A 15,226-nucleotide genomic window follows, 5' to 3' on the forward strand; every position below is an offset into this window, starting at 1 on the left:
GAAAATAGATAAGTACTTACTTAACATTTTCCCATTTGGTACTATCTAACCCCTTTTCACTACTAAGAAGTAATGCCTACTATGACTCAAGTCGCGAAGAAAATTCTGGTGACGTGCGCACTGCCGTACGCTAACGGCTCAATCCACCTCGGCCATATGCTGGAGCACATCCAGGCTGATGTCTGGGTCCGTTACCAGCGAATGCGCGGCCACGAAGTCAACTTCATCTGTGCCGACGATGCGCACGGTACGCCGATCATGCTGAAAGCTCAGCAACTCGGTATCTCCCCGGAGCAGATGATTGGCGAAATGAGTCAGGAGCATCAGACTGATTTCGCAGGCTTTAATATCAGCTATGACAACTATCACTCGACGCACAGCGAAGAGAACCGCCAGTTGTCGGAGCTTATTTACACTCGCCTGAAAGAGAACGGTTTTATTAAAAACCGCACTATCTCTCAGTTGTACGACCCGGAAAAAGGCATGTTCCTGCCGGATCGTTTTGTGAAAGGCACCTGCCCGAAATGTAAAGCGCCAGATCAATACGGCGATAACTGTGAAGTATGCGGTGCGACTTACAGCCCGACTGAACTGATTGAACCGAAATCGGTGGTTTCTGGCGCTACGCCGGTAATGCGTGATTCCGAACACTTCTTCTTTGATCTGCCCTCTTTCAGCGAAATGTTGCAGGCATGGACCCGCAGCGGCGCGTTGCAGGAACAGGTGGCAAACAAAATGCAGGAGTGGTTTGAATCCGGTCTGCAACAGTGGGATATCTCCCGCGACGCGCCTTACTTCGGTTTTGAAATTCCGAACGCGCCGGGTAAATACTTCTATGTCTGGCTGGATGCGCCGATTGGCTACATGGGTTCCTTCAAGAATCTGTGCGACAAGCGCGGCGATACCACCAGCTTCGATGAATACTGGAAGAAAGATTCCACCGCCGAGCTGTACCACTTCATCGGTAAAGATATCGTTTACTTCCACAGCCTGTTCTGGCCAGCCATGCTGGAAGGCAGCAACTTCCGCAAGCCGACCAACCTGTTTGTTCACGGCTATGTGACGGTGAACGGCGCGAAGATGTCCAAATCTCGCGGCACGTTCATTAAAGCCAGCACCTGGCTGAATCACTTTGACGCTGACAGCCTGCGCTACTACTACACCGCGAAGCTCTCTTCACGCATCGATGATATCGACCTGAACCTGGAAGATTTTGTTCAGCGTGTGAATGCCGATATCGTTAACAAAGTGGTTAACCTGGCCTCCCGTAACGCGGGCTTCATTAACAAGCGTTTTGACGGCGTACTGGCAAGCGAGCTGGCTGACCCGCAGTTGTACAAAACCTTTACCGATGCCGCTGAAGTGATTGGCGAAGCGTGGGAAAGCCGCGAATTTGGTAAAGCAGTGCGCGAAATCATGGCGCTGGCTGACCTGGCTAACCGCTATGTTGACGAGCAGGCTCCGTGGGTGGTGGCGAAACAGGAAGGCCGCGATGCTGACCTGCAGGCGATTTGCTCGATGGGTATTAACCTGTTCCGTGTGCTGATGACGTATCTGAAGCCGGTTCTGCCAAAACTGACCGAGCGTGCAGAAGCATTCCTGAATACGGAACTGACCTGGGATGGTATCCAGCAACCGCTGCTGGCGCATAAAGTGAATCCGTTCAAAGCACTGTATAACCGCATCGACATGAAGCAGGTTGAAGCACTGGTGGAAGCATCCAAAGAAGAAGTGAAAGCCACCGCCGCGCCAGTTACTGGCCCGCTGGCAGACGATCCGATTCAGGAAACCATCACCTTTGATGACTTCGCCAAAGTTGACCTGCGCGTGGCGCTGATCGAAAACGCAGAGTTTGTTGAAGGTTCTGACAAGCTGCTGCGCCTGACGCTGGATCTCGGCGGTGAAAAACGCAATGTCTTCTCCGGCATTCGTTCTGCTTATCCAGACCCACAAGCGTTGATTGGTCGTCACACCATTATGGTGGCTAACCTGGCGCCGCGTAAGATGCGCTTCGGTATCTCCGAAGGCATGGTGATGGCTGCCGGTCCTGGCGGGAAAGATATCTTCCTGTTAAGCCCGGATGCCGGTGCTAAACCGGGTCATCAGGTGAAATAATTCCCCTTCAAGGCGCTGCATCGACAGCGCCTTTTCTTTATAAATTCCTAAAGTTGTTTTCTTGCGATTTCGTCTCTCTCTAACCTACATAAATACTGTTAGCATCTGTATTCAACTGGATAAAAATACAGGGATGCAGAATGAGACAGTTTATCTATCAGGACGAAAAATCACATAAATTCTGGATGGTGGAGCCGCATGGCAACGAGCTGCATATCAGTTGGGGCAAAGTTGGCACCAACGGACAAAGCCAGGTAAAAAACTTTGCGGACGCTGCAGCAGCGGAAAAAGCGGAGCTGAAGCTGATTGCGGAGAAAACGAAAAAAGGCTATGTGGAAGACGCTTCGGCAAATGTGAATCTCCCGCCAGCCACCAAAGCCAGAGTCACTCCTGAAGTTGAAACTCCTCCTGTAAATAAGAATAAATGCCCCTGGCTTGCTGATGATGCGACGATTCCGGTAACTGACGATATTAATCGATTTGCTTTTCCTCATCGCCGCAGGCCGAGAGAAATCGGTTACCTGTATAAAGATGGTGAAATATGGAAGCGCATCGCAGATAACACCAATATGTATCTTCCCTATAAACGGTACACTTCTTATCCTGAAAACTGGCAGCAGGCATTTGCTGAGTTACAAATGCGAATCCAGCAAAACCAAAACTCAGGGAGCTTGCAATCCGATGCCGCATTGCTCTGGCGCTTCTGGCACTCTTATTTTGCAGATGAACTTGTTGATGACTTAGTCGTTCACCGTGGTCTGGAAACTACTGTTGAGATCGCCATCCTGTCTTTGCAACTAATTGCAATATCTAATGAATTATCAAGAGAGTATGAAGTAAATGTGACAACAGATATTGCTCCTGATCTCGAAATTGAATCTCGACCAGACTGGCATCAGCGTCTATGCCATTATCTTTCACTCGCTTCAGAAGATGAGTGGCAACGCTGTGTAGATAAAGTACTTACCGCCATTCCCTCGCTCTCCCCGGCACGGCAACCTTTTGCGGCGCTACTGATCCCTGAACGACCGGATATCGCCAATGCTATGGCGCTACGTTATGTAGATCAAAACGTTCCGGCAATGACCTGGTTAAGACTGGTGGTAACCGATAATGCAGCTCTGAGCACAGCGGAAAAATACGACTTCCCACCGTTGTATCGTGATTTTCGCGCTTACCTGGCAATGTTGCTGGCAAATCATGAGATATGCGGTGTAAGCCGGATACTTCTTGAGTTAACGGAAGACCATTCTGACAATCCCACTTATCTCTTCGAGCGCATCAGCGAGACTGAAGATCTTGTCAAATGGTTATGGAAAACGAATCACCCGGATGCGATTCAAATTCTGATCCTTGGTGTAATTGGCAAGAAAAAGCACCTGGAATACTTAAGCAAAGCCTGCCAAAAACATCCCGCTGCGGCTATTGCCGCTTATGCAACTTTACTGGCAATACATGAAGATGCACAGTGGCGTAACGCACTTGTCAAACTGATTACCGCCACGCCAGAGTTGGTATGTGACGTTATTCCCTGGGTTAATGCTAAAGCAGCAGGCATATTATCTGAATGTCGTCCGCAACCTGTGACTGATGAATGTGAATATGCCACTGCGGATATGTTGCCGGAGCTGTTTGTTTCACCACCGTGGATGACCAAAGAGAAAAATACACAGGCGTTTAATCTTCCTGTGCTTCCAGTTCCTTCTGTTTCGGATATCACTCCAGAGATTACCAAAAAACTGACCCGTACTTACCTTGTCACCCGCTTCCAGCAAATAGCCCAACAGCAGGCAACAAAACAAACATTGTTTACCGACATGCCGCCGATGGAAAAAGCAAGCTGGGAGACACACTTAGTTCCCCTTACGCCAGAACAGCAAATTCTGTGGTGTCTGGGTTTTGATGAATGGATGAAAGGTGAAGGCGAAGGAAAGTATGAAAAAATTCCGCCCCCCCAAAGCGCCATCGATGCCCTGCTTCGATTCGACTTTCCGGCGCTGAAAGAGGAATTTACACGTTATCACAACCAACACAGCGATCACTGGCATTCCTGGAATGCCTGGCACCTTTATGCCCTCTGTTACTTACCAGGTAAGCAGTCTATTGAATTTCTCAACAAGATTATCAATGAAGAGAGATTCAAAGGGGAACTGGATATTCTGGCAATTTTTGGTAGCGCCGCCATTCCTGCATTTATGACCTGCGTGCAACGTGAGCCACAACGGTTGTGGATATTCACCCTCTTCCTTGGTGTCAGTGAACTGGCATTGCCAATGGCGCAACGACTCCAGAAAAAAATGTCTTATGAAGATGCGCGAAACTGGCTAACGGATTACCCACGCCATGCCACCGCCGGGCTACTTCCTGTGGCACTGGGCAAACAAGGAAAAGATCGTGATTGTGCCCGCCAGGCGCTCCGCCTGCTGGTGAAATTAAACCAGCGAGAAACGATTGAGGAAATCGCCCAGGGGTATAATCAACCTGATGTTTTAGCTGCGCTGGCAACATTATTTGATTGCGACCCGCTGGAAGAATATCCCGCAAAAATCGCCCCACTGCCCGGCTTTTATCAGTTCACCTTATGGCGCAGACCACGGCTTAAAAGTAACAACCTGCCTCTGCCAGATGACGCTATGCGCCACCTCGGCACAATGTTGAGCTTTCCTCGCGACATTACCCCCTACGCTGGGCTGGCGATCATCAAAGAAACCTTCACCCGCGAATCACTGGCTGACTTTGGCTGGGATCTCTACACGGCATGGACAGAAGCTGGCGCACCCGCAAAAGAAAACTGGGCATTTACCTCGCTGGGGATTTTAGGCAATGACGACACCGCGCGTAAACTAACCCCGCTCATCCGCGCCTGGCCGGGTGAATCCCAGCATAAAAGAGCTGTTTATGGTTTGGATGTGCTAGCCAATATCGGTAGCGATATTGCGCTGATGTTGCTTAATGGTATTGCGCAAAAGATTAAATTCGTTGCATTACAGGAACATGCCAGCGACAAAATCAACATGGTCGCTGAAAATCGCGGACTGACAATGGCCGAACTGGAAGACCGCCTGGCACCGGATTTAGGGCTTGATATCAACGGCTCGCTGACACTGGATTTCGGCTCACGCCAATTCACCGTTGGTTTTGATGAAACCTTAAAACCCGTCGTGCGCGACGAAAACGACAAAGTTCTGAAAGATTTACCTAAACCCAACCAGAGTGATGATAAAACACTGTCAACTGACGCAGTTATCCTCTTCAAACAGTTGAAAAAAGATGTTCGTGCTATCGCCAGCCAGCAAATTACCCGTCTGGAACAAGCCATGTGCCAGTGCAGACGCTGGACGGCAGAGCAGTTCCGTCTCTTTCTGGTGGAACATCCGCTGATGTGTCACTTAACCCGACGGCTGTTATGGGGAGTATATAACGATGAAAACACCCTTATAGCCTGTTTCCGCGTGGCAGAAGACAGCACCTACAGCGATGCACAAGATGAGCTATTCACGCTGCCAGCAGGAAACATCGGTATTCCGCATGTGCTGGAAATTCCCGCTGAATCCGCCGCTGCATTCAGACAAATTTACGCTGATTACGAACTGCTTCCCCCCTTCCAACAGCTCGATCGTGGTAGTTATCGTCTTGCTGATAATGAACGTAGCGCCCACGAACTGACGCGCTGGAGCGGGCGGCTTTGCCAGGCCGGGCGCATTGTCGGACTGGAACGCCGAGGCTGGCAACGTCTGGAAGAAAGCGGCAGCGTTTATGCGATGCGCAAATCTACTCCTTATGGCGATCTCGAACTTGAAACAGAACCTTTTTCATTGATTTACGGCGAAACGGGATATGGCGACCTGCTACCTGTTGAAAGCGTAAAAATGACTTCACCAGGGGAACGCTACAGTACACAGCCCTCGCTCACGTTCTCCGCGCTTGATGCCATCACCGCCAGCGAACTGATTAACGATATTGAATCACTGTTTGATTAAAAGGACTTTGCAATGAAAACCTATATTTATCAGGACGAAAAATCACATAAATTCTGGGCGGTTGAGCAGCAAGGCAACGAGTTGCATATCAGTTGGGGTAAGGTCGGCACCAACGGGCAAAGCCAGGTCAAAAACTTTGCGGACGCGGCGGCGGCGGAAAAGGCAGAGCTGAAACTGATTGCGGAGAAAACAAAAAAGGGATATGTGGAACAAGCGGAGACAAATGCTAAATTAACAGCGGTGTCAGTGAAAAAAGAATCTGTCGCAGCGAAAAAACAGGAAGACACCATAAATGATCATCAGGTAGCGGCGAACAATTTTCCCTGGTTAGCAGACAACGATCCCATTATTCTTCCCCCAAATATTGCTCGCTATGCTCTCAGCCACCGCCTTTGGCCGGGAGATCCGGTAAAAAAAACCACCCAACCTGAGAAACGAAATTTAATTTCTCGGCTGGCAAATCGAACCTACCACTATTATAAGAATCTGACTTTCGATTACAGCTCATGCTCCGATGAATGGAGTAATGCCATCAGTCAGGCAATCAGCTTAATTAATGCACGAAAGCCTGAGATGTCTGCACGTACTATGGCTGTACTTACCTTACTGGAAATTTGTTTTTGTCAAAGCTGGAATGATGAAACCTCATCCGAGTTGTTGGATGAAATTGTAAGCACCTTCGGTATTGAATACGCAACTGAAACTGTCATCTACTGGTGGCAAATTGATTTCGATTTTGATTATAAAAAGGAACATTTGACCTTCTTTATTAATAATTCAGATTACAGCAAGGATAACTATAGAAGGAATAGAGACAACTTTAGTTTACGTCTGCGTAAACATTTATCGCTGGCTGAAGAGGAAGTCTGGCAAAATTGCATTGCTAAATTACTCGTCGCGTTGCCGCATATATCACTCTATCGCCAGCCGTTAATTGCTATTTTAATACCAGAAATACCCGAAGTGGCCCATGATATCGCACGCCAGTTGCATCAAGTGATGAACATTCCACAACTGGAAATGTTAAAACTTGTAGCGACAGATCCACAAATACTGGAAATATTAGAGCCATATCAGGATACTAATGTATTTGGAAGAAGTTGGTCTGCCACTGTACTGCGAGAACAAGGCATCAAGGCTCTTACTCGCCTGCTTCCCTATGCTGGAGAAGATAATTGCGGTGACGTACTAAAATGTATCAATCATCCGCTGGCTGTTACGGGACTTATAGACGCCGCAGATTATAATAAACGTTGTTATGACCGACTGATAAAAAGTGCCGAAAGTTTTCCTTCTGCCACAATAGCGGCATTAGCCGAAGCATTAATAAAAAATAACGATCAACGTAAACATACTTTGCTGGTTTCACTACTTAATGCAAATCCTTTATTGGTCGAAAAATTAGGCCAATGGCTATCGTCACAAGCTGCGAAATTAGTACATCAATGCCAACAATTGCTGAATAGTCGCGATGAAGATTTCGCAAACTCAGAAATTCTGCCAACAGTGTTAGTCTCGCCGCCGTGGGTGGTTCGAAATAAAAATGACGACAACAGTCCTTTGGCTAAATACCCGACGAAAATTCCCTCTTTACCGCTATTTTATCAACCTTCGTTATGGACACGCCCGGTACTAAAAAATAGTAGCAAGATATTACCAGATAACGCCCTCCTCCACCTCGGTGAAATGCTTCGCTTCCCTCAGGAAGAAGCACTGTATCCGGGATTATTACAGGTGAAAGATGCCTGTACCCCAGACTCACTGGCTGAATTTGCCTGGTATCTGTTTATCGCCTGGCAGACTGCTGGCGCGCCGTCGAAAGAGAGTTGGGCATTCAGTGCGTTAGGTGTTCTCGGTAACGATGACACCGCCCGCAAACTAACGCCACTTATTCGCGTCTGGCCTGGCGAATCCCAGCATAAACGCGCCACCGTCGGGCTGGATATTCTCGCCGCTATCGGCAGTGACATTGCCCTGATGCAACTTAACGGTATCGCCCAGAAGCTGAAATTCAAAGCATTGCAGGAGCGGGCAAAAGAAAAAATTGCCAGCATTGCCGAAAGCCGCGAACTGACGGTAGCAGAACTTGAAGACCGGTTAGCCCCGGATTTGGGGCTGGATGATAACGGCTCCCTGCTGCTGGATTTCGGCTCGCGTCAGTTCACCGTCAGCTTTGATGAAACCCTAAAACCGTTTGTGCGCGATGCGTCCGGCAGTCGCCTGAAAGACCTGCCCAAACCGAACAAAAGCGATGATAAAACGCTGGCTGCCGATGCCGTTAACCGCTTTAAACTGCTGAAAAAAGATGCCCGTACCGTCGCCGCTCAACAGGTAGCAAGGCTGGAATCAGCCATGTGCCTGCGCCGCCGCTGGGCAGCGGAAAACTTTCAACTCTTCCTGGTTGAGCATCCGCTGGTTCGCCACCTAACCCGTCGCCTGATTTGGGGCGCGTATAACACCGACAACCAGTTGCAGGCCTGTTTCCGCGTGGCGGAAGATAACAGCTACAGCACCGCTGACGATGATCTCTCCACTCTCCCAGAAGGTGATATAGCGATTGGTATCCCTCACGTTCTGGAAATATCACCGACGGATGTCGCCGCTTTTGGTCAGCTTTTTGCCGACTACGAACTGTTACCGCCATTCCGCCAGCTTGATCGTAACAGTTACACCCTGACAGAAGCCGAACGCAATGCCAGCGAACTGACCCGCTGGACAGGCAGAAAATGCCCGAGCGGTCGGGTGATGGGGCTGGCAAATAAAGGCTGGTTGCGTGGCGAACCGCAGGATGCAGGCTGGATCGGCTGGATGATCAAACCTCTGGGCCGCTGGTCGTTAATCATGGAAATCGATGAAGGTTTTGCTGTAGGCATGTCGCCAGTCGAACTCAGCGCTGAGCAACTCTTAAGCAAATTATGGTTATGGGATGGAAAAGCAGAGAGTTATGGCTGGGGAAGAAATTCTGCACAGGAAGCACTGTTCTCCGTGCTCGATGCCATCACCGCCAGCGAGTTGATTAACGACATCGAAGCACTGTTTGAATAAGGAAAGAACATGAACAAGGAATTACTGTGGCTGGCGGACGACGCGCAACTGGAACTGAAATTTAAAAAAGGCAAAACGCCGCTAAGCCATCGCCGCTGGCCGGGCGAACCGGTGCCCGCTGTCACTGAAAGTCTCATTCAGACATTAGGAGATGAATTACTACAACAAGCAGGCAAGAAGCAAAATATCACCTGGCATTACGACTGAGACACGGCGTCGCATCAGGCATTTGGCACAGTTGCCGGATGGTGTGGGAATTTGTAGGCCTGATAAGATGCGGCGAGCGTCGCATCAGGCATTTGGCACCATTGCCGGATGCGGTGTAAACGCCTTATCCGGCCTACGGATAGCGCGGGAATTCCCCGGCCTGATACGATGTGCAAGCGTCGCATCAGGCATTGGCACCGTTGCCGGATGCTTCGCACCCGGCAATCGAAATCAGTTCTTTTTCACAAACTCAGATTTCAGTTTCATCGGGCCAAAACCATCGATTTTGCAATCGATGTTATGGTCACCTTCAACCAGGCGGATGTTTTTCACTTTGGTGCCGATCTTCAGCATCGAAGAGCTACCTTTTACCTTCAGGTCTTTAATGATGGTAACGCTGTCGCCGTCAGCCAGCAGGTTGCCGTTAGCATCTTTAACGATCAGCTCGTCGCTTTCCTGTGCAGGTTCAGCGTCGTTCCATTCGTAGGCGCATTCCGGGCAGATGTACATGCCGTTATCTTCGTAAGTGTATTCGGAGTTGCATTTCGGGCAGTTTGGTAATGACATGTGGATTTCCTCAAAGTCAGCAGGGCAAAAGCGCCAAAAAACGGCAGATTGCCGAAAAAGGCCGCAATTATACACAAAATCCCTGAGTTTGTCGGGGGTACTGCTGATTTTAGACGACAAACGTTTTCATTTGAAAGACAACGCAAAAAGAAAATAATCTTTTTGCCTCCATTTATTATTTAAGTTAAGGTTAACTCTCTTCTTGTTCTTTTTTAATTCAATTATTATTTCTATCTTTCTGACATTTTAAATGTATCGGAAGAGGCTTATTCATTCGGATAAAAAGACTATATTAATTATAAGAGTTATTTACTGCTGTAATTATAAAATCCGAAAGCAGAACTAAAAAACAATCTGGCTAAATAAAAGTAATAAAATTTGCTTTAAGGAAGAATTTTCCATGTACACACAGACAATATATGAGTTAAGTCAGGAGGCTGAACGCCTGTTACAGCTTTCCCGACAACAGTTGCAGTTACTGGAAAAAATGCCTCTCTCTGTACCCGGAGAAGATACACCACCACTGACTTTGCCCTGGGGGCAGCATAATATCGACGAGCGTCATGCCATGTTGAGTAATGAGCTGCGTAAAATCTCCCGTCTGGAAATGGTGCTGGCGATTGTTGGCACCATGAAAGCAGGGAAATCAACCACCATTAACGCTATTGTTGGCACTGAAGTTCTTCCTAATCGCAACCGTCCTATGACTGCGCTACCGACGCTTATTCGCCATGCTCCGGGGCAAAAAGAACCGGTGTTGCATTTTTCGCATGTCGCGCCAATCGACCGTTTAATCCAACAATTACAACAGCGCTTGCGTGATTTCGATATTAAACATCTGACCGATCTGCTGGAAATAGATAAAGATATGCGCGCACTTATGCAGCGGATCGAAAATGGCATCGCTTTCGAAAAATATTATCTTGGTGCCCAGCCTATTTTTCATTGCCTGAAAAGTTTGAATGATTTGGTGCGTCTGGCGAAGGCGCTGGACGTCGATTTTCCCTTTTCAGCTTATGCCGCCATTGAGCATATTCCAGTGATTGAAGTGGAGTTTGTCCATCTGGCGGGGCTGGAGAGTTATCCCGGGCAGTTAACGTTACTGGATACTCCCGGGCCAAATGAAGCCGGGCAACCACATCTACAAGAAATGCTTAACGAGCAACTGGCGCGCGCCTCCGCAGTGCTAGCGGTACTGGATTATACGCAACTGAAGTCAATCTCCGATGAGGAGGTTCGTGAGACGGTTTTAGCGGTGGGGAAATCAGTACCGCTGTATGTACTGGTCAATAAGTTCGATCAGCAGGATCGGAACAGTGACGATGCCGAACAGGTGAGGGCGCTGATTTCCGGGACGCTGATGAAAGGTTGCGTTACGCCTGGGCAGATATTTCCGGTGTCGTCGATGTGGGGCTATCTGGCGAATCGGGCACGCCATGAGTTAGTCAACAACGGTAAATTACCAGTACCGGAGCAACAACGCTGGGTGGAGGATTTTGCCCATGCGGCGCTGGGCAGGCGCTGGTGTAACGCCGAGCTGGCGGATATCGACCATATTCGTCATGCTGCCGATCAACTGTGGGACGATTCGCTATTCGCCCAACCGGTTCAGGCGTTACTCCATGCCGCCTACGCTAACGCGTCGTTATATGCTCTGCGATCTGCATCGCATAAGTTGTTGAATTACGCCCTGCAGGCGCGGGAATATCTGGATTTTCGCGCACACGGGCTGAACGTCGCCTGCGAACAATTGCGGCAAAATATCCGCCAGGTTGAAGAAAATATGCAGCTATTGCAGCTCAATCAGGTACAGGTGAGTGGCGAGATTAAACATGAAATCAAGGTGGCCCTGACGTCAGCCACCGACTTTCTGTGTCAGCAGCAAAATGAGGTGAATGCCCAGTTAGCTGCGCTGTTTCAACATGATTCGTGGCCGTTAAGTGAGATCCGCACCCGCTGCGAGACGTTGTTACAGACGGCACAAACCAAAATCAGCCGTGACTTCACGCTGCGTTTTACTGAACTGGAATCAACCCTTTGCCGGGTGTTAACCGATGTTATTCGTCCCATTGAGCAACGGGTTAAAACGGAATTGAGTGAGTCCGGGTTTCGTCCTGGATTTCATTTTCCTGCTTTTCACAGCGCAGCTCCCCACTTCAATACTCGTCAGTTGTTCAGCAATGCAATATCTCGCCAGGAAAAAACGGATGAGCAGATCACCCGTTTTGGCATTGTGCGTGAGACTTTCTCGCGCTGGCTGAATCAGCCCGACTGGGGGCGGAGTAGTGAGAAATCTCCGCCGGAGGCTATTGATTACAGCGCGCTACAACGAATGTTAACCGCGGAAGTCGACCTTTATTGCCAACAAATGGCTAAAGCTTTGGCGGTTCAGGTCGATGATTCTGTCACGGCAGACATGAGCACTTTTTTTGCTGATTTCGCTTTATGCTTGACGGAATTACAGACGCATTTACGCGAAAGCCTGGCTCTGCGTCAACAAAATGAATCTGTAGTTAAGATGATGCAGCAGCAATTGCAGCAGACTGTGATGACTCACGGCTGGATTTATACGGACTCTCAGTTGTTACGCGATGATATTCAAACACTTTTCACGGCAGAACGATATTGACTAAGACGTTACTGGACGGCCCCGGTCGCGTGCTGGAGTCGGTTTATCCCCGCTTTTTAGTGGATCTGGCGCAGGGCAATGACGCCCGCTATCCACAAGCCCATCAGCAGCAGTTTCGCGAACGGCTGATGCTGGAGATCCTTGCTCGCACACAGCTTCAGACGTGGGCGAACGCAGGAATGTTAAATGCGCCGCTTAGCCTGCGCCTGACATTGGTGGAAAAACTGGCGGCGATACTTGATCCCGCTCATCTGGCGCTGACGCAGGTCGCGCAACATCTGGCACTATTGCAAAAAATGGATCACCGCCCACAATCTGCTTTTCCGAAACTTCCGCAGCAAATTGCCGCGTTGTATGAGTGGTTTTCCAGCCGTTGTTGCTGGAAGGAAAAAGCGTTAATGCAACGAGGATTACTGGTGCAGGCGGGCGAGCAGAGCGCGCAAGTTTTTACCCGCTGGCGTGCTGGTGCGTATAACGCCTGGTCGTTGCCTGGGCGTTGTTTCATTGTTCTGGAAGAGTTGCGCTGGGGGGCGTTTGGTGATGCCTGCCGTCTGGGAAGCCCGCAAGCGGCGGTGTTGTTGCTTGACGATTTGCGCGTGAAAGCGACGCAATATCTGGCCGAAAGTATCAACGCAGCACCGACTACTCGTCATTATTACCCTCAGTGGTTTACCTCTCCCACTACCCCGACTGGCGGAGATTATGCTGACTTTTTAAGCTGGCTGGGCAAGTGGTCCGATGCCGATAAACAGCCCGTTTGCTGGTCAGTAACCCAACGCTGGCAAACTGTCGCGCTGGGGATGCCACGGCTCTGCTCAGCACAGCGTCTGGCGGGGGCGATGGTAGAGGAAATCTTCACTGTAAATTAAGTGTAAATAATCGGTTACACCAATGAGTGTTAAACGAAATCCATGTGTGAAGTTGATCACAAATTTAAACGCTGGTAGGGTAAAAAGGTCATTAACTGCCCAATTCAGGCGTCAACAGGTTTGGTTGTACAGTTCTTAATCAGAACGTGTAAATAAACCCGCTACGCTTGTTACAGAGATTGCACCCTGCAATTCCCGCTCCCCTTTTGCGGGCGCCACGTCGATTTGCCTGACGTGTGCGGAAATGGGCTTACTCTGCGAGGAAAGCTATGCTGAAAAGGAAAAAAGTAAAACCGATAACCCTTCGTGATGTCACTATTATTGATGACGGTAAACTGCGAAAAGCCATTACTGCAGCATCGCTGGGTAATGCAATGGAATGGTTTGATTTTGGTGTTTATGGTTTTGTTGCTTACGCATTAGGTAAAGTCTTTTTCCCTGGGGCTGATCCCAGCGTGCAGATGGTTGCTGCACTTGCCACCTTCTCCGTTCCCTTTCTGATTCGACCGCTTGGCGGGCTCTTCTTTGGTATGTTGGGCGATAAATATGGTCGCCAGAAGATCCTCGCTATCACCATTGTGATTATGTCGATCAGTACATTCTGTATTGGATTGATACCGTCCTATGCCTCGATTGGTATTTGGGCACCGGTTCTGCTGTTGATTTGTAAGATGGCGCAAGGTTTCTCGGTCGGCGGCGAATATACCGGAGCATCGATATTTGTTGCGGAATACTCTCCTGACCGCAAACGTGGCTTTATGGGTAGCTGGCTGGATTTCGGTTCTATTGCCGGGTTTGTTCTGGGCGCGGGTGTGGTGGTGTTAATTTCTACCATCGTCGGTGAAGAGAACTTCCTCGACTGGGGCTGGCGTATTCCGTTCTTTATCGCTCTGCCGTTAGGGATTATCGGACTTTATCTACGTCATGCTTTAGAAGAGACACCAGCGTTCCAGCAACATGTTGAGAAACTGGAACAGGGCGACCGCGAAGGTTTGCAGGATGGCCCGAAAATCTCGTTTAAAGAGATTGCCACGAAGCACTGGCGCAGCCTGTTGACGTGTATTGGTCTGGTGATAGCCACTAACGTGACTTACTACATGCTGCTGACCTATATGCCAAGTTATTTGTCGCATAACCTGCATTACTCCGAAGATCACGGGGTGCTGATTATTATCGCCATTATGATCGGGATGTTGTTTGTGCAGCCGGTAATGGGCCTGCTGAGTGACCGTTTTGGCCGTCGCCCGTTTGTGATCCTCGGTAGTGTTGCGCTGTTTGCACTGGCGATCCCGGCGTTTATTCTGATTAACAGTAATATCATCGGTCTGATTTTTGCCGGACTGTTGATGCTGGCAGTGATCCTCAACTGTTTTACGGGCGTTATGGCCTCAACGCTGCCAGCGATGTTCCCGACGCATATCCGTTACAGCGCGCTGGCGGCGGCATTTAATATTTCGGTGCTGATTGCCGGTCTGACGCCAACGCTGGCGGCATGGTTGGTAGAAAGTTCGCAGGATCTGATGATGCCAGCGTATTACCTGATGGTAGTGGCGGTGATTGGTTTGATTACCGGCGTGACCATGAAAGAGACGGCGAATCGTCCGTTGAAAGGCGCGACACCGGCGGCGTCAGATTTGCAGGAAGCGAAGGAAATTCTCGTTGAGCATTACGATAATATCGAGCAAAAAATCGAAGATATTGACCACGAGATTGCCGATTTGCAGGCGAAACGCACTCGCCTGGTACAGCAACATCCGCGAATTGATGAGTAACCTGAAATGGATTACCTGATGCGACGCTGTCGCGTCTTATCA

6 protein-coding genes and 3 pseudogenes are annotated in these 15,226 nt (G+C 49.2%); 8 read left to right on the forward strand and 1 reads right to left on the reverse strand.

Annotated elements, in window-relative coordinates; all coding sequences use genetic code 11:
• Positions 1-81: 81 nt before the first annotated feature.
• The 5 genes and pseudogenes from metG to ESM_RS0120165 all read left to right on the forward strand — a co-directional run.
• A complete protein-coding gene (gene metG, locus ESM_RS0120150) occupies positions 82-2,115 on the forward strand; it encodes a methionine--tRNA ligase (RefSeq protein ID WP_001516682.1) in 2,034 nt (677 codons plus the stop codon).
• Positions 2,116-2,255: 140 nt separating this feature from the next.
• Positions 2,256-6,095, forward strand: coding sequence for a WGR and DUF4132 domain-containing protein (locus tag ESM_RS0120155; RefSeq protein ID WP_001248722.1), 3,840 nt, complete (start codon positions 2,256-2,258; stop codon positions 6,093-6,095).
• 12 nt (positions 6,096-6,107) lie between these two features.
• A pseudogene (locus ESM_RS1000000129695) lies at positions 6,108-6,254 on the forward strand (WGR domain-containing protein); the annotation flags it as partial.
• 1,398 nt (positions 6,255-7,652) lie between these two features.
• A pseudogene (locus ESM_RS1000000129700) lies at positions 7,653-9,140 on the forward strand (DUF4132 domain-containing protein); the annotation flags it as partial.
• A gap of 9 nt (positions 9,141-9,149) precedes the next feature.
• Positions 9,150-9,344 (forward strand): annotated as a pseudogene (locus tag ESM_RS0120165) (hypothetical protein); the annotation flags it as partial.
• 234 nt (positions 9,345-9,578) lie between these two features.
• Here ESM_RS0120165 and ESM_RS0120170 read toward each other — a convergent pair.
• The gene (locus ESM_RS0120170; RefSeq protein ID WP_000056775.1) at positions 9,579-9,914 is read right to left on the reverse strand and encodes a zinc ribbon domain-containing protein YjdM; all 336 of its coding nucleotides are present in this window, start codon (positions 9,912-9,914) and stop codon (positions 9,579-9,581) included.
• Positions 9,915-10,314: 400 nt separating this feature from the next.
• Here ESM_RS0120170 and crfC point away from each other — a divergent pair, with 400 nt between their 5' ends.
• From crfC to proP, 3 genes are all read left to right on the forward strand, one after another.
• Positions 10,315-12,543 (forward strand): clamp-binding protein CrfC, encoded by a 2,229-nt coding sequence (gene crfC, locus ESM_RS0120175; protein ID WP_000288532.1) that lies wholly within the window; start codon positions 10,315-10,317, stop codon positions 12,541-12,543.
• Positions 12,540-13,412, forward strand: a complete 873-nt coding sequence (locus ESM_RS0120180) for a diguanylate cyclase regulator RdcB family protein (RefSeq protein WP_000169201.1) — start codon at positions 12,540-12,542, stop codon at positions 13,410-13,412. The genes crfC and ESM_RS0120180 overlap by 4 nt, the downstream gene beginning before the upstream one ends.
• 269 nt (positions 13,413-13,681) lie before the next feature.
• The gene (gene proP, locus ESM_RS0120185) at positions 13,682-15,184 is read left to right on the forward strand and encodes a glycine betaine/L-proline transporter ProP (protein ID WP_001517596.1); all 1,503 of its coding nucleotides are present in this window, start codon (positions 13,682-13,684) and stop codon (positions 15,182-15,184) included.
• The last annotated feature ends 42 nt before the right edge of the window (positions 15,185-15,226 follow it).

It is taken from the genome of Escherichia sp. TW09308 (genome assembly GCF_000208565.1).
GTDB lineage: Bacteria > Pseudomonadota > Gammaproteobacteria > Enterobacterales > Enterobacteriaceae > Escherichia > Escherichia marmotae.

Excerpts from the sequence above, each read along its gene's own strand:
- proP (WP_001517596.1), top strand. The coding sequence starts at position 13,682 with ATGCTGAAAAGGAAAAAAGTAAAACCGATAACCCTTCGTGATGTCACT.
- metG (WP_001516682.1), top strand. The coding sequence starts at position 82 with ATGACTCAAGTCGCGAAGAAAATTCTGGTGACGTGCGCACTGCCGTAC.
- crfC (WP_000288532.1), top strand. The coding sequence starts at position 10,315 with ATGTACACACAGACAATATATGAGTTAAGTCAGGAGGCTGAACGCCTG.
- ESM_RS0120155 (WP_001248722.1), top strand. The coding sequence starts at position 2,256 with ATGAGACAGTTTATCTATCAGGACGAAAAATCACATAAATTCTGGATG.
- ESM_RS0120170 (WP_000056775.1), bottom strand. The coding sequence starts at position 9,914 with ATGTCATTACCAAACTGCCCGAAATGCAACTCCGAATACACTTACGAA.